The sequence below is a fragment of the Leucobacter sp. UT-8R-CII-1-4 genome, from assembly GCF_030010235.1.
Lineage (GTDB): Bacteria > Actinomycetota > Actinomycetes > Actinomycetales > Microbacteriaceae > Leucobacter.
In genome coordinates, this window is the sequence record NZ_JASCRS010000002.1 from 100,237 (window position 1) to 120,081 (window position 19,845).

Sequence of the window (19,845 nt, forward strand, 5' to 3'; positions counted from 1 at the left end):
CGGGTGCTTTTAAGTTAGTTCGACCGGCTAGTTACCAGCGCGGCTTACGCTTGCCATCGGCGCGGTTCGATCCACCGTCGCGACGATCGTAGCCACCGTCACGGCCGCCCCGATCGTTGCGGTCGTAACCACCACGGTCTCCGCCGTAGCCGCCACGGTCACCGCCACGATCATTGCGACCGTAACCACCGTCACGACCGCCACCGTAGCCACCACGGTCGCCGCCGCGATCGTTGCGGCCATAGCCACCATCACGACCACCGCGGTCGCCACCGTATCCACCGCGATCTCCACGGTCGCCACGGTCGCGGCCGTAACCACCGCGATCGCCGCCACGATCATTGCGACCGTAACCACCGTCGCGTCCACCACGGTCGTAGCCTCCACGGTCACCGCCGCGACCGCCGCGATCGCCACCGCGGTCGTAACCGCCCTTTGGTCCACGATCTTCCTTGAGGCCGATCAGCTGGCCACTGATGCGCACATCAGCAAGGCGTTCCTTAGCTTCAGCGCTCAGGTTCTTTGGCAGCTCGACAAGCGAGAAGTCATCACGAATCTGAATACGACCGAAATCGTCACGCGAAAGGCCACCCTCGTTAGCAATTGCGCCAACAATCTGACCCGGCTTCACACGCTGACGGTGGCCCACATCGATGCGGTACATCTGCAGGTCGTCGCGACGCTCACGAGGCTCACGGTCTTCGCGATCACGACGCTCGAAACGGTCGCCACGATCACGGCCGCCACGACCGTCTTCGTCGTCCAGGAAGCGCTTTGCCTGGGCGCGGTCACGAGCAAACTTCTCGTCGTCAGCTTCGTTGAGCAGCAGCGGGGTCTTGCCCTGCGCAACCACAGCAAGCGCCGAAGCAACATCAGTTTCAGGCACATCATGGTGACGCACATAGTGCGCGATGATGTCGCGGAACGCTTCGATACGGCTCGTCTCATCAAGTGCTGCAGTGATCGCATCGTCAAAGCGTGACAGACGTGTCGCGTTCACCTCGGCAACGCCTGGCAGCTGCATCTGAGTGAGTGGCTGCTTGGTGGCCTTCTCAATCGACTTCAGCATGCGGCGCTCGCGTGGGGTGACGAAGCTGATCGCGTCGCCGGTACGGCCAGCGCGGCCGGTACGGCCAATACGGTGCACGTAGCTTTCGGTGTCGATCGGCAGGTCGTAGTTGATGACGTGGCTGATCCGCTCAACATCGAGACCGCGAGCGGCGACGTCGGTTGCTACCAGCACGTCGAGTTTGCCGTCCTTGAGTGACTGCACGGTGCGTTCACGCACATTCTGCGGAATGTCACCGTTGATGGCTGCTGCCGAGTAGCCGCGGGCACGCAGCTTCTCAGCCACTTGCTCGCTGTCACCACGGGTACGGGTGAACACGATCAGGCCGTCGAAGTCTTCGACCTCGAGTACGCGGGTGAGCGCATCAAGCTTCTGCATGTACGAGACCACGATGTAGCGCTGGGTAATGTTTGCGCTGGTCTGGGTCTTGCCTGCGATCTTCACTTCTTGAGGATCGTTCAGGTACTGCTGCGAGATGCGACGGATCTGCGCTGGCATGGTTGCAGAGAAGAGCGCGACCTGCTTGCTGTCTGGGGTGTCAGCAAGGATTGTCTCTACGTCTTCGGCGAAGCCCATCTTGAGCATCTCGTCGGCCTCGTCAAGCACGAGGTACTTGATCTGAGTGAGGTCGAGCGAACCACGCTTGAGGTGGTCCATGATGCGGCCTGGCGTGCCGACGACGATATCAACGCCGCGGCGCAGCGCGCTCAGCTGCTGGCCGTATGCCTGGCCACCGTAGACGGGCAGCAGGTGCACGTTTGGCAGCTGGGTGGCGTAGCTCTCGAATGCTTCGCACACCTGGAGCGCGAGCTCACGGGTTGGCGCAAGCACGAGTGCCTGCGGCACTCCCTGGCCTGGCTCGATACGGCTCAGAATCGGCAGCGCGAACGCTGCGGTCTTGCCGGTACCGGTCTGGGCGAGGCCGACAACGTCGCGGCCCTGCAGCAGCACAGGAATAGTTGCTTCCTGGATTGCCGATGGGGTCTCGTAACCGACCTTCTTGATTGCGCTCAGCACGCGCTCGTCAAGGCCGAGCTTATCGAAGCCGTTGCGAGGCGCTTCTTCAGCTGCCGGCTCAGCAGCTTCTTCGGCAGCTTCTGGGGCCTCTTCTGCAGCGGCAGCGATCTGCTCAGCTGCGGCTTCTGGTTCAGCGGCCGATTCAGTTTCAGCTGCTTCTGGAGTCTTAGTCGTGGTCGTGGGTTCCGCGTCGCTATCGGTGTGTACCGGCGCCTGCGAAAGCTCCGCTTCCGAAATATCGGAGTGGTTCTGGTCAGCCGCGCGGTCGTCGCCTGCGGCGGCTTCGTTATTCTGCATCATTCGATTCTACTCCCTTATAAGAAACACCGGTTGACCGCCAGCTTTCTTCACAGTTTCAGCCGCGCATTTTGGCAGGGAGGTCCCCCGCGACACCCATAGCCACGACACCCTAAATCGTATACGATCGTGTCAGAACGCCGATATCCAATGGAGGCCACGTGCTCGATCAGACGACAAGAGAAACCATCGCCGAAGAGCTCGTGCGTGCAGACCGGGAACGAGCTGTGCTCCCCCGACTGACCGCACGCTACCCCGAGATGCAAATCGAGGATTCTTACGCGATTCAAAAGATCTGGAGCGATCGACGCATCGCCGCAGGCGCTCGCCTAGTAGGCCACAAGATTGGCCTCACCTCAAAAGTGATGCAGGTTGCAACCGGCATCACCGAGCCAGACTACGGCGTCATTCACGACGATATGGTCTTCGAATCTGGTTCGGTACTTGAATTCGATCGCTTCTCGAATGTGCGCATCGAGGTCGAACTCGCTTTTGTCCTCTCAAAGCCGCTCTCTGGCCCAAACACCACCATTTTTGATGTGCTCGACGCCACCGCCTATGTTGTGCCAGCGCTTGAGGTACTGAATTCACACCTCGAACTTGAGGGCCGCACCATTGTCGACACCATCAGTGACAATGCCGCGATGGGCGCGATGGTGATCGGCGGGCGACCTGTGAAGGTCGACGAAACTGATCTTCGCTGGGTTTCTTCGCTGCTCTACCGCAACGAAACCATTGAAGATTCGGGTGTCGCGGGCGCGATTCTTGGTCACCCAGCGATGGGTGTCGCCTGGCTCGCGAACAAGTTGGCACAGCATGGTCAGTCACTTGATGCTGGCGAAATCATTCTCGCTGGATCATTCACCAAGCCAATGTGGGTGGAACGTGGCGACACCGTGCACGCCGAGTACAGCGGTCTGGGGTCGGTGACATGCCGATTCGTCTAGAGCTCCCACCGACATTTGTTCAACGTATGGCCACGGTGGATCGCCCACTGATTGGCCTGTGGGCCTGTGCGGGCAGCGCCGTCACTGCCGAGATCGTGGCCGGCAGTGGCTGCGACTGGGTGCTGATTGACGCCGAGCACTCACCAAACACACTCGAGACGCTGCTTGCTCAGCTGCATGCAGTTTCGGCTTACCCGGTCGCTCCGCTCGTGCGGGTGCCATTCGGGGAGACAGTGATCATTAAGCAGGTGCTTGACCTTGGCGCACAGAACTTGCTGGTGCCGATGGTTGACACCCCTGAGCACGCGGCCGAGGTCGTGCGCGCGGTGCACTACCCCGGACGTGGAGTGCGCGGGGTAGGTTCAGCGCTGGCCCGCTCGTCGCGATGGAACCGGGTAGAGCAGTATCTCGCCCGGGCAAGCGAGACCATCAGTCTCACTGTGCAGATCGAATCGGCAGAGGCGGTCGCGAATGTTGAGGCGATTGCTGCCACCGAGGGTGTTGACGCGCTTTTTGTCGGCCCGTCAGACTTGGCCGCTTCAATGGGCTATCTCGGGCAGCAGAGCCATCCGGAGGTGATTGACGCCGTGTTGCGCTCGATTGCCGCCGGTGTCGCTGCAGGAAAGCCGGTTGGCGTGAATGCCTTTGTGTCTGCCGACGCCGATCGCTATATCGCTGCCGGTGCGTCGTTTGTTGCCGTTGGCGCGGATGTGGCGATCCTCGCCCGCCAAAGCGAAGCGCTCGTTGATCGCTTCGCCGTGGACGCAACCGCCTCTGGCGCCACCCCAAGCGCCACCCAAACTCCACCGCGAGCTTCGTACTGATGCCGCCGAGACGCACTGGTTTTGCCGAGATCGCCTTGTATTTGCGGTAAAAACCAGTGTGTTTCGGTACAACCAGTGCGTTTCGACGCAATAGGGCGGCCCGCCCACAGCAGTGCAGCAGCACACCCTTCACAAAGCCAGACAGATCGTATATCATTTCAGATATAACGACGAAGTAGATGAGAGCGCATAGGCAAAACATGAGCAATCAGCAGAGCAACCTGGGTATCAACACCCCCGGCAAGATCATCGCCGTGCACCTGAATTACCCCTCGCGCATCGCACAGCGCGGTCGCACCCCCGAGTTTCCGAGCTACTTCTTCAAACCAGCCAGCTCACTCGCAGCCACAGGCGGCACCGTCGAACGGCCACTCGGCACCGAACTTCTCGCATTCGAGGGTGAAGTCGCACTCGTAATTGGCAAACCAGCGCGCTGGGTCTCCCCCGAAGACGGTTGGCAGCATGTGGCGCAGATCACCGCGGCCAACGACCTCGGCCTCTACGATCTGCGCGCAGCAGACAAAGGCTCAAACGTGCGCAACAAGGGCGGCGACGGCTACACACCGATCGGGCCAGTAGCGTTGAGCACAGACGGCATCGGCCAAGATCAGTGGCGCGTGCGCACCTGGGTCAACGGTGAACTCGTGCAGAACGACACGAGCGACACCCTCAAATTCTCATTCGGGCAGCTCGTTGCCGACCTCTCACAGCACATGACGCTCGAGACCGGCGACGTCATTCTCACCGGCACTCCAGCCGGCAGCTCGGTGCTCGTACCAGGCGATGTCGTCGAAGTTGAGGTTGACGCACCAACAGCGCCCGGCGCGCCAAGCACCGGCCGCCTCGTCACAACCGTCACCCAGGGCACACACGCTTTCGGCGACTTCGGCAACACACCAAAGGTTGATGATCTACAGCGCATCGAAGCCTGGGGTTCCGAAGCAGAGCACACGGCAGCGGTTGCAGCCGGCCGCGCCACCCCGCTCGAAAGCGCCGCAGACAGCACAAGCAACCCCGCAAGCAGCCCGCTCACCACAGAGATTCGTGAGCTACTCAGCGGCGTCGCAGTTGCCACGGTCTCGGCAGCACTGCGCAAGCGCGGCTACGTCGACATCTTCATTGATGGCGTGCACCCAAACCACGAGGGCGATCAGATCCTTGGCACCGCAAAGACCCTGCGTTTCATTCCGTTCCGCCCAGACCTGTTTAAGGCACACGGCGGCGGATTCAATGCCCAAAAGCGCGCCTTCGACACGGTAAACGAGGGTGAAGTGCTCGTTGTTGAAGCTCGCGGTGAACGCGGCACCGGCACCGTAGGTGACGTGCTCGCACTGCGCGCTCAGGTGCGCGGCGCAGCAGGCATCGTCACCGACGGCGGCGTGCGCGACTACGCAGCCGTACAAGAATTCGACATTCCTGTCTTCTCACAGGGCGCACACCCGAGCGTGCTCGGTCGACGCCACGTGCCGTGGGAGACCGACGTCACAATCGCATGCGGCGGCGCAGCCGTGCAGCCGGGCGACATCATCATGGGTGACCGCGACGGTGTCATTGTGATCCCTCCGTTCCTACTCGACGAGGTAGCTCGCGAATCAGCCGCGCAAGAAACAGCAGATGCTTGGGTAGCGGAACAGGTAGCCAAGGGCGCAGCAGTCGACGGCCTCTTTCCAATGAACGCCGAGTGGAAGGCCCGCTACGAGGCCGAAACCGGCAAAGCCTAGGCGAGAGATAGAGCACAAGGCACAGCACATGAGCAGCGAATCAAAAAGTGAGCAGGCATACCGCCTGGTACGCAGCCGCATCGATAGCGGCCAGTACGTACCAGGCTACCGCCTGGTGCTCGCGCCCATCGCCGCGGAGCTTGGCATGTCAGTGGTACCGGTACGCGAAGCGATCCGGCGCCTCGAGGCCGAGCAACTGGTGACGTTCGAGCGCAACGTCGGCGCGCAAGTCTCGCTCGTGAAAGAGACCGAGTATCTGCACACCATGCAGACCCTCGCACTCGTGGAAGGGGCCGCCACCGCGCTCGCGGCGCCCAACATCTCGGCAGATCAGATCCGCAGAGCTCGCGCCATCAACAACACGATGATCGAGTCGCTCAGTGCGTTTGATCCAGCGCGATTTACCGAACTGAACCTCGAATTTCACAGTGTGCTCTTCGAAAGCTGCCCGAACCCGCACATTCTTGACCTCGTGCATCGCGGCTGGAACCGCATGAAGGTGCTGCGAAATTCTTCGTTCAGCTTCGTGCCCGGCCGCGCGCAGCAGTCAGTTGAAGAACATGAGCGGATCTTGCAACTGATCGAGCAGCGGGCTGACCCCGCTGAAATCGAAGCGGTAGCACGCGCGCACCGCACCGCGACCCTCGACGCAGTACTCGCTTACTCGGACGAGCAGCACCGAGCAAACGAACGCGTGCCGGCGAGCGCCTAATTCTGCACCACCAACACTTTTCTAAAACGTAATTCATCCAACTATCTGACTGGAGAAATAATGACCCACATTAAGCCCACCGGGCTCCCCGAGAAGATCCAGCACTTTATCGACGGCAAGTTCGTTGATTCAATCGGTGGCGAGGAGTTTGACGTAATCGAACCCGTCACCAACGAGGTCTACATCAAGTCGGCATCGGCTCAGCCCGCCGATGTAGAGCTCGCTGTCGCCGCAGCGAAGCGCGCGTTCAAAGAGGGTCCATGGCCGACCATGCTGCCACGCGAGCGCTCGCGCATTCTGCACAAGATCGCCGACATTATCGAGACCCGCGACGACCAGCTCGCACTCATCGAAAGCTGGGACTCAGGCCTGCCAATCACTCAGGCAAAGGGCCAGGCGCGACGCGCTGCTGAGAACTTCCGTTTCTTTGCAGACCTCATCGTTTCGCAGCACGACAACGTCACGAAGGTTCCCGGCCGCCAGATCAACTACGTAAACCGCAAGCCAATCGGCGTCGCCGGCTTGATCACCCCCTGGAACGTTCCGTTCATGCAGGAGTCGTGGAAGCTCGCGCCCGCGATTGCAACCGGCAACACTGTTGTGCTCAAACCAGCAAGCTACACCCCACTTTCGGCAGCACTCTGGCCAGAGATCTTCCGCGAGGCCGGTCTGCCAGACGGTGTCTTCAACCTGATCCTTGGCTCGGGTGGCGTCGCCGGCGACGCGCTCGTGAAGCACCCAGATGTGCCACTGATCTCCTTCACAGGTGACAGCTCAACTGGTGCGATGCTCTCGACCAACGCGGCTCCTTTCCTGAAGGGTCTCTCACTCGAACTTGGCGGCAAGAGCCCCTCGATCGTGTTCGCAGACGCAGACCTCGAAGAGGCACTCGACGCCACCGTGTTCAGCGTGTTCAGCCTGAACGGTGAGCGCTGCACCGCAGGTTCGCGCGTGCTCGTTGAGCGCTCGATCTACGACGATTTCGTGGCACGCTACGCAGAGCGTGCGAAGAACATTGTGGTCGGCTTGCCTTCTGATCCAGCGACCGAAGTTGGTGCACTTGTACACCCAAGCCACTTCGAAAAGGTGATGAGCTACGTCGAGATCGGCAAGTCCGAGGGCCGCCTTGTTGCCGGTGGCGGTCGCCCAGAGGGCTTCCCCGAGGGCAACTACGTGGCGCCAACGGTGTTCGCTGATGTGGCGCCAGACGCACGTATCTTCCAGGAAGAAATCTTCGGCCCGGTCGTCGCGATCACCCCGTTCGACACCGACGAAGAAGCTCTTGAGCTCGCAAACGACACCAAGTACGGCCTCGCAGCCTACGTCTGGACCTCGAACCTGAAGCGCGCACACAACTTTGCGCACGGCATCGAGTCGGGCATGGTGTGGCTGAACTCGAACAACGTTCGCGACCTGCGCACCCCGTTCGGCGGCGTGAAGGCATCGGGCCTTGGCCGTGAGGGCGGCTACCGCTCGATCGACTTCTACACCACGCAGCAGTCGATTCAGGTCACCCTGAATGAGGCGCACTCGCCTCGCTTCGGCGCGGGCGGCAAGTAAGCCCTAGCGGGCCCGGCAAGGAGCCGGCGGCAGCCGTGTCCAAATTCCATCGCGATCTTTCGGTTTCGGGATGTGCACAATCGCATATCCCGAAACCGCGAGAACACAGGATCTGAACACCGGCACCACCTCCGCACACAGACATCCACACGATTTACACACCATTACGCAAGGAAGCAGATCATGGCAAAGCTCAATCAGAGTGACAAAACCTCATCGGGTTTCTGGGTCACCAAAGAGGCACCCATTGAAACCAACAACCCAGTAGCGACCCCTACTTCGCCAGCACCAGATATTCTGCGCTGCGCCTACATGGAGCTCGTGGTCACTGACCTCGCCGCTTCGCGCCACTTCTACGTCGACGTGCTCGGCCTGTATGTGACCGAAGAGGACGATGAGACCATCTACCTTCGCTCGACCGAAGAGTTCATTCACCACAACCTCGTGCTGCGCAAGGGCCCAGTCGCGGCAGTAGCAGTGTTCTCGTACCGCGTGCGTTCGGCCGAAGATCTCGACAAGGCAGTCGCGTTCTATACTGAGCTCGGTTGCGATGTACGCCGCAAGACCGAGGGCTTCGTCAAGGGAATCGGCGATTCGGTTCGTGTCGTTGATCCGCTCGGTTTCCCGTACGAGTTCTTCTTCCAGACCGAGCACGTTGAGCGCCTGTCGTGGCGTTACGATCTGCACACTCCGGGTGAGCTTGTGCGTCTTGACCACTTCAACCAGGTTACCCCTGACGTGCCTCGCGCCGTGCGCCACTACCAGGATCTCGGCTTCCGCGTTACCGAGGACATTCAGGACGAAGAGGGCACCGTCTACGCGGCTTGGCTTCGCCGCAAGCCAACCGTGCACGACACCGCTGCCACCGGTGGCGACGGTCCGCGAATGCACCACGTTGCGTTCGCGACCCACGAGAAGCACAACATTCTCGCAATCTGCGACAAGCTTGGCGCACTGCGTATGTCTGACCGTATCGAACGCGGCCCAGGCCGCCACGGCGTCTCGAACGCGTTCTACCTGTACATCCTCGATCCAGACGGTCACCGCGTCGAGATCTACACCCAGGATTACTACACCGGCGACCCGGACAACCCTGTTGTCACCTGGGATGTGCATGACAACCAGCGTCGCGACTGGTGGGGCAACCCGGTTGTTCCTTCGTGGTACACCGAGGCTTCGCTTGTGCTCGACCTCGACGGCAAGCCACAGCCAGTGATCGCCCGTACCGACAACAGCGAAATGGCTGTCACCATCGGCGCCGACGGTTTCTCGTACACCCGTGAGGGCGACGAGGTGAAGGGCTTCAAGCTCGGCGAAACGCTCTAGGCAATCACCGAATTTGGCCGGGTGTGCTGTTCCCCCACGGAGCGGTGCACCCGGCTTTTGCGTTGGATCGCCGGGCCCGGCTGCGTGACGCAGAGTCTAGTGCGACATCAGCAACATGGCGATGAGCATGGCAGCCATCGCACCCATCTCGACCGCCATGAGACGCTGACGACCGGCAATAGCGCGCACAAGAAACCAGAGCAATACCGCGCTCAAGAGCCAGGCCAACACAATCGGCACCGCGAGAAAAGCGGATCCACCGTGCCCAGTGTGCCCTGAAGCCGCGGCGTTCGTTCCCGAGTGCCCGAGCACGAGCCAGCCCATCACAGGGTAGGCCAGGGCTGCCGCGATCATGGCACCCGAGGCGCTGTGCCGCGCCGAGGCTGCCGGCGGTGCGGCCTCGAGCTTGGCGAGCTGGCGTGGCTCAAGTCTCATTTGCAGCCCGATCAGCATGCCACTCACCATGAGCGCGATTGCCCAAAGCATTGGCGGCACAAGTGACAGTGCGGCCAGGTCGATCATTGCGATGAGCATGAGTGCTGCCGCAGAAATGGCGATCCACCGCCGAGAATATAGGGCACCACCGAGACACGCGGCACCCGACGCTACCATTACGGCGCTCGCGAGAGGAATCATGGTGGTACCTCCCCCTCGCGGCCCCGCGGTGCATCGTTGCCGAGCACACGCGCGCTCGTTGTTTTCTATCTTGGCGTGAGAACTGCTGCGGCAGCGTGGTTCTCGCTTGGCGTGCGCGCTGAGCACAGCACTGCGCCCGCTTGGTCAAGTGGTCATGCGGTCAAGAGGCCGAGCGGTCGGGCGGTCGGGCGGTCAAGCGACCGGGTGGTCAAGCTCCAGCCGAACCGCGGGTCGCGCTAGTGCGTGGCGTCTGCACCAGGCCAACGCACCCCTAGCGCGAGTTCGGCGTAGCTGCGCACCGCAGCTCGGCACTCTTCGCGCGGGGTCGGATCGCCAGCGAGCGGGTAAAGGTCGTAGGCATCTTCGAGCGCAACAAGATTTCGCGCGATCATGCCCGCCGGTGAGGCAAGGGTGAACTCGCCTGTGCCCGCACCAATCTCGATCAATGCACGGTAGAGCATTATCTGCCGTTCGGTGAGCGCACGGTGCACTGGTCGATACTCGGGATACTCACCGAGCAATGCGACACTCTCATAGACCTGGCGCAACTCATCACTGATCTGGTCAGGTACACCCGCCTCAATCATTGCGAACACGCGCTCAGTGGCGCTTACTGGGCGGTCGAGAATGGCTTGCCGTTGCTCGGCGAACTGATTCATCGCGCCGGCGATTGCCGTCATCTGCAATTCGTTCAGCGTCGCAAAGTAGTGCAGCACATTTGCGGGACTCATCTCAGCTTCTGCCGCGACTGCTCGTACATTGATCGCACGGCGAGGATTCGCTCGAGCGACGCGCCAGAACGCCTGGATGATTTCATCCCGGCGTTCTAGGCGTCTGCGCGCTGTTGCGTTCACGGCACCAGCTTATTCGTTTGCTTCGGCTGCTTGCACTGTGACGCTCTCGGTGAGTCCGGCGTAGTAGTTGGGCTTGCGCTTTTTCAGCACGAGGCCAACCACGATGCCGCCGATAAACAGGATTGGAGTTGGCAAAAGCAGCACCTGGTTGATTGGCCCCTCAAGGCCGGTCACAATTTCGAAGTTTGTCACGATCAGGAAGTAACCGATAATCAAGCCGATGGCTCCAATTGCGGGGGCGATGGTGACTCGCCAAACGCTGTGTCCGCGGCGATCCTTAATGAAGTACCAGAACACTGCAACCGCAGCACAGGCTTGCGCAAAGACAAGCCCCTGTACGCCCGTCGCGTAGGTCCATAGCGCGAGTCCGAGAAAAGGATCAGCGTTGAGCGCGATAGCAATGACAACTGCGACTAGCGAGATTGCGGAGAGGGTGAGACTTGAAACGGCTGGGGCGCCGGTGCGCGGTGAGGTGCGGCTGAGGGCGCGTGGGAGCAGTCCTTCACGTCCGAGCGAGAAGAAGTAGCGAGTGCAGGCGTTGTGGAAGGAAAGCACGCAGGCGAAAAAGCTGGTCACGATCAGAATTTTCATCACGAATGCTGCCCAGGCTCCTGCGAGGTCACCGGTACCGGCAATCACCATGGTTTCGAACGCGTCACTGCGTGCGAGTTCGACCACGCCGTCGGCTCCGAAGGCGACGGTGAGAATCCAGAAGGTGAAGGCGTAGAAAAGCGCTAGAAACGCGACTGCGATGATCGTGGCCCGTGGCACCGTGCGCTCGGGGCGTTTTGCTTCTTCAGCGTAGATCGCGGTGCTCTCAAAGCCGAGGTATGCACCAAAGCCCATCACAAACAGAGCTCCTGCACCGGTTGCGAAGAAGACATTCTGCGGGTCGAATGAGGCAAAGCTCCATTGCTCTGGGCCACCGTTTGCGAGCGCTGCGAAGGCGAGCACGAGCAAGATGCCCACTTCGAGGGTGAGCAGCACCGCGAGCACTTTCGCGCCTACATCGATTTTGTTGTAGCCAAGAATGGCGACGATGATGACCGCCGCAATCGAGTAGAAGCCCCAGGGCAGGTCGAGGCCGAAGAGCTCTAAGAATGTGAACTGCGCGAAGAATCCGATAAAGCCGTAGAAGCAGATCACCAATGCGATGTAGGCGAAAACGGTCACCGATGAAACGGCTAGGCCAACCGGTTTGCCGAGCCCTTTAGAAACATAGGCGTAAAAAGCGCCAGCATTTCGAACGCTTTTTGACATGGCGGTAAAGCCCAGCGCGAAGCAAATGAGCACTGCTCCGGCGAACAGAATCGCTCCTGGAGCCCCGATGCCACCCATACGAAACGAGGTCACCGCGCCGCTTACTACGACGGTGAGTGGAGCTGCCGCCGAGATCACAAAAAAGACGATGTCCCAGGTGCCTAGCCGGTTTTTTGCGAGGGTTGCGTTTGGCGATCCCCCGCCCGGCTCCGTTGAAATTGTGGTGGCGTTCATGTCAGACTCCTTTGTCTCCCCTTAGCCTCTTATCATTAGAACAATGTTCAGAAGCTTTCATTTTTGTACAGGCCTGGCATAGTCTAAACACAAGATCTAATATTAAACAACGTTCAATCTTTTTGAATTTGCTAAGAGAACTCGAGAGGTCAATGACAGATCCAGCAGCACCCTCACCACTGCGCGCGCGCGATTTCAATATCCCCTTCGACGGCGAACCGGGCAAACACAATGCAATCACCGACGTGCCGGGACTGGAGGTAGGCTTCTGCACACTCGTTTCAGATGACCCGGTCGTCGCAAGAACGGGAGTCACAGCCATTCTGCCGAGAGGTAAAGAACGCGCTGGATCACCCTGCGCTGCAGGTATTGCAGTCTTGAACGGCAATGGCGAACTCACCGGCCGCAGCTGGATCGAAGAATCTGGCCAGCTGCAGGCACCCATCGCCATCACCAACTCGCACGCGGTCGGCGCGGTCCACAGCGGCATCGACCGCTGGATGGCAGAGCACCACCCACACACTGCTGCGGCCTGGATGCTGCCCGTTGTTGGTGAAACCTGGGACGGCTACCTCAACTCAATCAATGCCGAAACAGTGCAAGCAGAACATGCCGCCGCGGCGCTCAATGCAGCCGCAATCGGCCCAGTCGCCGAGGGAAACGTAGGCGGAGGCACCGGGATGAACTGCTACGGCTTTAAGGGCGGTACCGGAACAGCCTCACGAATCGTGCACGGCCTCGACCGCGACTACACCGTTGGCGTGCTACTGCAAGCAAACTTTGGTTCACGCAACGAGCTCAAAGTTGCCGGTCGACCACTTGGCCGAGAATCTGCCGCACCAAATCCCATGGATCAGGGTGATTGGTTTGCGCGCGAGGCAGGCTTCGGAGAAGCCACACCTGGTGCCGGCAGCATAATTGTCGTCGTTGCAACCGACGCCCCCCTGCTGCCAGACCAGTGCCGAGCTCTGGCACGCAGAGTGCCGCTCGGACTTGCCCGCACCGGCACCACCGCGAGTCATTTTTCAGGCGACATTTTTCTTGCATTTTCTACCGCCAACGAGGGATCACTCACCTCACGCATGGGCACGAAGACCGGCAGCATCGAACATCTAGAGGTGCTGAGCTGGGGCGGTATCGATCCGCTGTATGCCGCAACCGTCGAAGCCGTCGAAGAAGCTGTGGTCAACGCACTCATCGCAGCGCGCGACACCGTCGGGCGCGACGGCCACGCAAGCTACGCACTGCCGCATGATGAGATTCGAGCCGCTTTTCAGTAGTAGCGGCAAGATTGACTTGCCCGTAAGAACTCGGGGCGGCGCCCGCGACGCATCTTCGCTCACGCGACAGAACGAGAGACCGATAGCTCGCCGTCACGAAAGCGAGATTGGGCGATTCGGCCCGCTTTTGACCACACTTCTGGTGCCCGCGAACAGATGCACAACACAGAGTCCCTGGCAGAATTGATCTATTGGTCAAAAGCGAAAGAGAACTCAATGATGAACGAGCTGCACAGTCGCGCCATCGTCGCCGACACCCACAACGACCTGCTGATGGGCGTCGCTGCAAGACACCCGCGCGACTGGGCCAAGTTCTTTCGTGCTCGCTGGCTGCCACAGCTACAAGCTGGCGGCGTGAAACTTCAAGTATTGCCGGTGTTCATCGACGAGGTCTATCGCTTCGAGGGTGCGCTCAGACAGACTATGCGAATGGTGGAAGCCGCGCACGTGCTCGCAGAAGGCAACGCCGACACCGTGAGCCTCTGCACCAACGGAGCAGAAATTGATGCTGCACTCGCCGCAGACAAGATCGCGCTTGTGCTCGCCCTCGAAAGCGCGCCCGGCGTTGGCGAAGACATTCACTTACTCGACACGCTTTCGCGCCTAGGCGTGCGAGTTGCCTCGCTCGCGCACTTCGGCCGCACACCCCTCGCCGACGGCAGCGCGGAAGACGCTGCGGGCAGCGCACTCACGGGGCTCGGCGTAGAGGCGGTCGCTGAGATGAATCGGCTCGGAATGATCTTTGACGTGAGTCACCTCGGCAAGCGAGGCGTGGACCACGTACTCGAGCTGAGCAAGCGCCCGATCATGGCCACCCATTCCTCTGCACGCGCGCTCTATGATCACCACCGCAACCTCAGCGACGTGCACCTGCGCGCTATCGCCGATGGCAATGGGATTGTCTGCGTGAACTTCTTTGCACCGTATTTGCATGCCACAGACCGCACTGTTGACCCGATCATTGACCATATTGAGCACATCGTTGGGGTCGCTGGGATTGAGCGGGTTGGTCTTGGCCCAGACTTTGTGAAAGAAGTGATCGAGGAAACAACTCCCCCATGCTGCGAGCCGGACTCGCCCTCCGCAGATAGTTTTGTGCCCGGGCTCGAGGGTCCGTCTGGGTTACCGATGGTCACCGCAAGAATGCAAGAGCGAGGCTGGCAAGAGGCAGACATCCGCGCCGTATTGGGCGAGAACGTGCATCGCTTTTTTCAGCGAGAACTTGGCGTAACTTCGGCCAACTATCGCTCAAGCGGCGCCACTCTCAGCTAATTCGCGGCGCGCACGTCAGGTTCTTTCGCGCAGTGTGGTTGACTGGCTTCAGTTAGCCGACATTCACCGTTCGAAAGTGCAAATCTTGACAAAACAAGCTCTGGGCCTGCGTGAACGAAATCGAATTCGCACACGCGAAGAGATTCTGACTGCGATGTCACTTTTGCTTGGCGATCAGCCATTTGAGTCGATCACCGTCGATGAGGTTGCGCAGCAAGCTGGTGTGTCCAGGGGCACGATCTACACGTATTTTCCAGACGGCAGGGATCAGCTGGTTCGCGATGCCTATCAGCGCATTGCCGAGCAGGTGACCGCTGAGGGCGCTGAGCGCCGGACGACACACCAGGACACCACCGAACGAATTGTTGCGTTGGCTAGCGCGCTTGCCGAGATCTCGGCGACGCCAGAGGGCCGGTTTTATGGGTTAATCGGTTCTGCACTTTTTGGGCCGCTTGGCGGCGTGACCGGAGCTGCGTCAGGAAGCTTTCGCAACCATCTCAGCGAAGATCTGGCCGCGGCCGATGCCGAAGGCCGGCTTGCTCCAGGCCTCGCGGTTGACGAGACCGTGGTGCTGTTTTCTGGCGCACTGCGCGAGCTTGGCCAGACGGCCGCTCGTGAGCCCGATCGCGTGCCAGCGTTGCTAGATGGGCTTCGGGCACTCTGCCGGGCGATCCTCGCCCCCGCTGACTAAGAGTTCAGCGAAGCTTCAAGCTCTGCCGCGAGCCGCACCACAAGCGGCACGATTTCTTCGATCAGGAAGGCCGCGGTCTCGGTTTCTGGCCTGGTCGCAGCCCATCCGAGGTAGGTGTATCCCCTGGCGACCAAGAACAGGTCGAGCAGCGCCTCTTCTTCAGCGCTCAGCTCGCGCTCGGCACGGTAGCCCGCGAGCAATCCCGCGCGATAGGCCGAAAACTCTGGGTGATCGTAGAAGAAGAACAGCGGCGTGGCGAGGTCAAACAGGTACCAACCGTCACCAAAATCATCGAAATCGATAACGACAAGTTCTTCGCCACTGACAAGCACATTTTCGGGCGTGAAGTCGGCGTGAATTGTGCCGTAGCGCGAAGCGTCTGTTCCGTATTTTGCAAGCGCTCGAATCATTATTTCTCGTGTGCGCTGCAATTGTGCGTGCGCTGCAGCATCAAGGCCTGGAACGCTCAGCGCATCACCCCAAAGCGCTTTTTTGCCGACCAGGCCCTCTGCGTCCCACGGTGCGCGCGGAAAACTACGCGCGCCAGCCAGTTCATGGGCAACATGATGCATTCGCGCCGCGATGCCACCCATGACATAGAAATGACTGGCTTGAAGCTGATCGTTGTGCGCTTCGTTCTCTGTGCTTCCGAGTTCGCGGGATCCTTCAAGCCAGCGCTGGGCGTCGACCACAACCTCGGTTTCACCGTCGCTCACCAGCGCCGTGAACTCGCCTGCCGCAGTCGGCACAAGTCGAACTACCGGAAAACCTCGCTCGGCAAGCAACTCAATGAATTCGGATTCCGCGGCAATCTCGTGCTGTGCGCGATAACCGGGTCGGTGCAGTCGAAGTGCAATCGGGCCCTCTGGTGTATCGGCACGAAACACCGTGTTCTCTCGCATTTTGATGAAAGTAAGCGGCACGGTTTCGGCGTTAAAACCAAACTCCGTGAGCGCGAGACGGGCAAGAACTAGCGAGTTCGCTTCGTTGAGAGCCATGTTCACCTTTCGACATTGAGAGCGTGAGTTCTCGCGAAGAAGTGCAAGGTTTGCAGCTTCGCTTCAGCACTTGATACAGAATCTCTATCTGCGAGAGTAGTGCCCCGAAAAATATTTGTAAACACCTTGTTCATTTTTTGCGCTCTGAATATAGTTATTGCATGTCGCATGTACGGCGCCGCAATCGCAGCACCCAACAATGCGACACAACGGCCCATGCGAACGGAGCATCGAATGACAGAGAACCGCGAAATCAATACAGCATCGCTGCTTGAACGCCGCAAGCGCACACTCGGCTCTCACACGCCACTCTTCTACGACACCCCGCTCCAATTAGTAAGCGGCGAAGGCGTATGGCTGCGGGCAATCGATGGTTCCAGTTATCTCGACGCGTACAACAATGTCCCACACGTGGGCCACGCGCATCCAGCAATCGCAGATGCCGTGTCTCAGCAAATGCGCAAACTCGCATTGAACACTCGCTACCTCAACAATCGAGTCGTTGACTATTCAGAAGCGCTCCTCGACACCTTCGGGCCGACACTCAATAGAGTCTCCTTCGGCAACAGCGGCTCTGAAGCAAACGAATTGGCCATCAGAATGGCGCGCTTTCAAAGCGGCAACACTGGCCTCATCATGAGCGACTACAGCTACCACGGCACCACCATCACGCTCGCCCAGGCCACAACTGGCCTGCAAACCAGCGAACCCATGGGAGAAAACGTCGGCCTGATCCGCATTCCCGACGCAACCGGACTCGACGAAGCCGCCACAGCGAAACTGCTCGAAAGCGCACTCGCCGAGGTAGACACCGTGATTGCGTCACTGCAAAGCTCAGGCTTTGGCGTGGCCGCGGTACTTTTTGATCCGCTCTTCTCAACCGAAGGTCTGGTCAAAGTACCAGCCGGATACGTTGAGGGACTGGTGCAGCGCGTGCACGCTGCAGGTGGTCTCTACATTGCCGACGAGGTGCAATCCGGCTTCGGCAGAATCGGGCGCCTCATGTGGGGGCACGAGTTGTTTGACGCGACACCAGACATTGTCACCATGGGCAAACCAATGGGCAATGGTCACCCCCTCGGCGCAACAGTCATGGGGGCACAACTACTCGAAGACTTCGGCTCCGAAAACATGTTCTTCAACACATTCGCGGGCAACCCAGTGTCTTCTGCAGCAGGCCACGCCGTGCTCAACGTGATGGCGGACGAAGGCCTGATGCCCCGCGCGGCAGCGAACGGCGCGCTCCTCAAACGCGAACTCAGCCGCGAACTGACTGGCAACCCACGCATCGACGAGGTTCGCGGCGACGGCCTATTCGCCGGCATGCGGTTCACAGATCCACTCAGCGGCGCCGCAGATCCAGCGACCGCGAAACGTGTCGTCGAAGACATGTACCGCGACGGCGTGCTGATTAGCAGGGTCGGTCGCAACGATGAAGTACTGAAAATTCGCCCGCCACTGGCCTTTGAAGAGTCAGACGCTGAGCTGTTGGTGAACAAACTCAGCCGCATCATCGGCGAGCTCTAAACCCCCAAATGATTGCCTCAGAGTGCGGGGACTAGCCTCTGTGCGCAACACTGCACACAGAGTATAGACACGGCGTCAACCGTCGTGATTCACTTTCGTCGACTCAATGGCTGAGTTGATACTCCAACGAAGGAGACTTCTATGGCAGAAGCAAATACCGATCTCGCCCGAAATAAACTCGGCGTCGGTTCAATCGTTTTCTTGGTGCTTGCCGCTGTCGCTCCGGTCACGGTGCTGATTGTCGTGCTGCCCCTCGCAATTTCCCTCGGTAATGGCGGCGGTGTACCAATCTCTATCCTTCTGGTTGCAGCAGCGCTGCTGCTCTTCGCCGTCGGATACGCTCAGATCACCAAAGAACTCACCAACGCTGGCGGGTTCTATGCGATCGCAGTGAAGGGTCTTGGCAAAACTGCCGGACTGATCACCGGACTTATCGCCACTATTGGTTACAACGCGTTCGTCGCGGGCGCACTCGGCACCATCGGCTTTTTCGCCGGCATGGTGGTCGTGCCAGAACTCACCGGTGGCGCCGTCACCCTTGACTGGTTCTGGACAGGACTCGTGCTCTTCGTGGTCGTGTTCCTGCTGGCCCGCTCTGGCATTCACGTGAGCGCAATCGTGCTGGGCGTCGCGCTCGTGCTCGAAATTTTGCTCGTGTTTGCGTTCGGGCTCGCCGTGCTGTTCCGCACCGGTTTCGACCTCGCAATTTTCACCCCTGAAATCATTACCGGCGGTTCACTCTGGATCGGTTTGCTGCTTGCAGCAACCGCGTTCATCGGCTTCGAGGCAACGGCGCTCTTCGGCGAAGAAGCGAAAGAACCACGAAAGACCATTCCGCGTGCGACCTTCGTCGCAATCATCGTGATTGGTCTCATGCACGCCTTCGCGGCTTGGGCAATTGTGAGCGCGCTCGGCCTCAAAGAAGCTCAGGGTGTTGCCCTTGAGCACATGGAAGCCGGCGACCTGACCCAGACCATTATCGCTGAGTACCTTGGCGAGTTTGGCGTGATCGTCGCCCTGATCCTTGTGGTCATCAGTCTCTTTGCTGCACAGCTTGCGTTCCACAACTCGGCAGGCCGTTACCTGTTCTCGCTCGGTCGTGCACATGTGCTGCCGTCGTGGCTCGCAAAAACCAATTCAAAGGGCTCGCCAGAACGCGCACTCATTACGAACTTCGTGTTCGCAGTAATCATCGCCGCGATCTTCCGCTACACCTTCCCAGAACTGCCGTCGATCCTGACGCTGGTACCGGTTGGCCTCGGCTTCGCAACCCTCTCCATCATGATCGTTCAGGCGATCGCAGCGCTTTCGGTCGTCGCATACTTCCGCAAGCGCCGCGATCCTCGTATTCTCAGCACTCTGATTGCACCAGGGCTCGGTTTTATCGCCCTCGCAATCTTCAGTGTGATGGCAATCGTGAATTTCGCGACCGTTGCTGGCTCTGACGAGCCATACGTTCTGGTACTGCCGTGGATCCTGGTCGCTGCCGTGATCGGTGGCATCGCCTATGGCGCATACCTGAAGTCGAAAAAGCCAGCAATCTACGCCGGACTCTCAGACGACCTTGAGAAGTTCGACGAAGAGCTCGCCGAAGCTACCGCAGAGCAACAGGACTAACGA

At 59.8% G+C, this 19,845-nt stretch carries 16 protein-coding genes; 11 read left to right on the top strand and 5 right to left on the bottom strand.

Annotation, left to right across the window (positions count from 1 at the left end; all coding sequences use genetic code 11):
- Nucleotides 1-31: 31 nt before the first annotated feature.
- Nucleotides 32-2,383, bottom strand: coding sequence for a DEAD/DEAH box helicase (locus QBL02_RS05470; RefSeq protein ID WP_282725382.1), 2,352 nt, complete (start codon nt 2,381-2,383; stop codon nt 32-34).
- A 161-nt stretch (nt 2,384-2,544) separates the two neighbouring features.
- On the opposite strand from QBL02_RS05470, the gene QBL02_RS05475 reads away from it, so the two are divergent.
- From QBL02_RS05475 to hpaD, 6 genes are all read left to right on the top strand, one after another.
- Nucleotides 2,545-3,330 (top strand): fumarylacetoacetate hydrolase family protein, encoded by a 786-nt coding sequence (locus QBL02_RS05475; RefSeq protein ID WP_282725383.1) that lies wholly within the window; start codon nt 2,545-2,547, stop codon nt 3,328-3,330.
- Nucleotides 3,315-4,154: an HpcH/HpaI aldolase/citrate lyase family protein gene (locus tag QBL02_RS05480; protein ID WP_282725384.1), complete on the top strand. Its 840-nt coding sequence runs from the start codon at nt 3,315-3,317 to the stop codon at nt 4,152-4,154. The genes QBL02_RS05475 and QBL02_RS05480 overlap by 16 nt, the downstream gene beginning before the upstream one ends.
- A gap of 200 nt (nt 4,155-4,354) precedes the next feature.
- Entirely contained in the window at nt 4,355-5,875 is a 1,521-nt protein-coding gene (locus QBL02_RS05485) for a fumarylacetoacetate hydrolase family protein (RefSeq protein ID WP_282725385.1), read from the top strand.
- Nucleotides 5,876-5,903: 28 nt separating this feature from the next.
- The gene (locus tag QBL02_RS05490; protein ID WP_282725386.1) at nt 5,904-6,587 is read left to right on the top strand and encodes a GntR family transcriptional regulator; all 684 of its coding nucleotides are present in this window, start codon (nt 5,904-5,906) and stop codon (nt 6,585-6,587) included.
- A gap of 60 nt (nt 6,588-6,647) precedes the next feature.
- Nucleotides 6,648-8,147 (top strand): 5-carboxymethyl-2-hydroxymuconate semialdehyde dehydrogenase, encoded by a 1,500-nt coding sequence (gene hpaE, locus QBL02_RS05495; RefSeq protein WP_282725387.1) that lies wholly within the window; start codon nt 6,648-6,650, stop codon nt 8,145-8,147.
- 183 nt (nt 8,148-8,330) lie between these two features.
- Entirely contained in the window at nt 8,331-9,473 is a 1,143-nt protein-coding gene (gene hpaD / locus QBL02_RS05500) for a 3,4-dihydroxyphenylacetate 2,3-dioxygenase (protein ID WP_282725388.1), read from the top strand.
- A gap of 96 nt (nt 9,474-9,569) precedes the next feature.
- Here the strand turns inward: hpaD and QBL02_RS05505 are convergent, their stop codons facing one another.
- The 3 genes from QBL02_RS05505 to QBL02_RS05515 form a co-directional block, all read right to left on the bottom strand.
- Nucleotides 9,570-10,109: a hypothetical protein gene (locus QBL02_RS05505; RefSeq protein ID WP_282725389.1), complete on the bottom strand. Its 540-nt coding sequence runs from the start codon at nt 10,107-10,109 to the stop codon at nt 9,570-9,572.
- A gap of 236 nt (nt 10,110-10,345) precedes the next feature.
- Nucleotides 10,346-10,963: a hypothetical protein gene (locus QBL02_RS05510; protein WP_282725391.1), complete on the bottom strand. Its 618-nt coding sequence runs from the start codon at nt 10,961-10,963 to the stop codon at nt 10,346-10,348.
- Nucleotides 10,964-10,972: 9 nt separating this feature from the next.
- Complete coding sequence (locus QBL02_RS05515; protein ID WP_282725392.1) at nt 10,973-12,457, bottom strand: APC family permease; 1,485 nt, start codon at nt 12,455-12,457, stop codon at nt 10,973-10,975.
- A 152-nt stretch (nt 12,458-12,609) separates the two neighbouring features.
- On the opposite strand from QBL02_RS05515, the gene QBL02_RS05520 reads away from it, so the two are divergent.
- From QBL02_RS05520 to QBL02_RS05530, 3 genes are all read left to right on the top strand, one after another.
- Nucleotides 12,610-13,737 carry a P1 family peptidase gene (locus QBL02_RS05520; protein ID WP_282725393.1) on the top strand — a complete coding sequence of 376 codons (1,128 nt, stop codon included), beginning with the start codon at nt 12,610-12,612 and terminating at the stop codon, nt 13,735-13,737.
- Nucleotides 13,738-13,953: 216 nt separating this feature from the next.
- On the top strand, nt 13,954-15,009 hold the full coding sequence (locus QBL02_RS05525; protein WP_282725394.1) for a dipeptidase: 1,056 nt from the start codon (nt 13,954-13,956) through the stop codon (nt 15,007-15,009).
- Nucleotides 15,010-15,094: 85 nt separating this feature from the next.
- Entirely contained in the window at nt 15,095-15,700 is a 606-nt protein-coding gene (locus QBL02_RS05530) for a TetR/AcrR family transcriptional regulator (protein ID WP_282725395.1), read from the top strand.
- Here QBL02_RS05530 and QBL02_RS05535 read toward each other — a convergent pair.
- Complete coding sequence (locus tag QBL02_RS05535; protein WP_282725396.1) at nt 15,697-16,698, bottom strand: phosphotransferase; 1,002 nt, start codon at nt 16,696-16,698, stop codon at nt 15,697-15,699. The two genes, QBL02_RS05530 and QBL02_RS05535, sit on opposite strands and share 4 nt — an antisense overlap.
- A gap of 234 nt (nt 16,699-16,932) precedes the next feature.
- On the opposite strand from QBL02_RS05535, the gene QBL02_RS05540 reads away from it, so the two are divergent.
- Entirely contained in the window at nt 16,933-18,225 is a 1,293-nt protein-coding gene (locus tag QBL02_RS05540; protein ID WP_282725397.1) for an aminotransferase class III-fold pyridoxal phosphate-dependent enzyme, read from the top strand.
- 141 nt (nt 18,226-18,366) lie between these two features.
- A complete protein-coding gene (locus QBL02_RS05545; RefSeq protein ID WP_282725398.1) occupies nt 18,367-19,842 on the top strand; it encodes an APC family permease in 1,476 nt (491 codons plus the stop codon).
- The last annotated feature ends 3 nt before the right edge of the window (nt 19,843-19,845 follow it).

What these genes read in the sequence shown, in the direction of transcription:
- QBL02_RS05470 (WP_282725382.1), bottom strand. Translation starts at nt 2,383, where the DNA reads ATGCAGAATAACGAAGCCGCCGCAGGCGACGACCGCGCGGCTGACCAG.
- QBL02_RS05480 (WP_282725384.1), top strand. Translation starts at nt 3,315, where the DNA reads ATGCCGATTCGTCTAGAGCTCCCACCGACATTTGTTCAACGTATGGCC.
- QBL02_RS05485 (WP_282725385.1), top strand. Translation starts at nt 4,355, where the DNA reads ATGAGCAATCAGCAGAGCAACCTGGGTATCAACACCCCCGGCAAGATC.
- QBL02_RS05490 (WP_282725386.1), top strand. Translation starts at nt 5,904, where the DNA reads ATGAGCAGCGAATCAAAAAGTGAGCAGGCATACCGCCTGGTACGCAGC.
- hpaE (WP_282725387.1), top strand. Translation starts at nt 6,648, where the DNA reads ATGACCCACATTAAGCCCACCGGGCTCCCCGAGAAGATCCAGCACTTT.
- hpaD (WP_282725388.1), top strand. Translation starts at nt 8,331, where the DNA reads ATGGCAAAGCTCAATCAGAGTGACAAAACCTCATCGGGTTTCTGGGTC.
- QBL02_RS05505 (WP_282725389.1), bottom strand. Translation starts at nt 10,109, where the DNA reads ATGATTCCTCTCGCGAGCGCCGTAATGGTAGCGTCGGGTGCCGCGTGT.
- QBL02_RS05515 (WP_282725392.1), bottom strand. Translation starts at nt 12,457, where the DNA reads ATGAACGCCACCACAATTTCAACGGAGCCGGGCGGGGGATCGCCAAAC.
- QBL02_RS05520 (WP_282725393.1), top strand. Translation starts at nt 12,610, where the DNA reads ATGACAGATCCAGCAGCACCCTCACCACTGCGCGCGCGCGATTTCAAT.
- QBL02_RS05525 (WP_282725394.1), top strand. Translation starts at nt 13,954, where the DNA reads ATGATGAACGAGCTGCACAGTCGCGCCATCGTCGCCGACACCCACAAC.
- QBL02_RS05535 (WP_282725396.1), bottom strand. Translation starts at nt 16,698, where the DNA reads ATGGCTCTCAACGAAGCGAACTCGCTAGTTCTTGCCCGTCTCGCGCTC.
- QBL02_RS05540 (WP_282725397.1), top strand. Translation starts at nt 16,933, where the DNA reads ATGACAGAGAACCGCGAAATCAATACAGCATCGCTGCTTGAACGCCGC.
- QBL02_RS05545 (WP_282725398.1), top strand. Translation starts at nt 18,367, where the DNA reads ATGGCAGAAGCAAATACCGATCTCGCCCGAAATAAACTCGGCGTCGGT.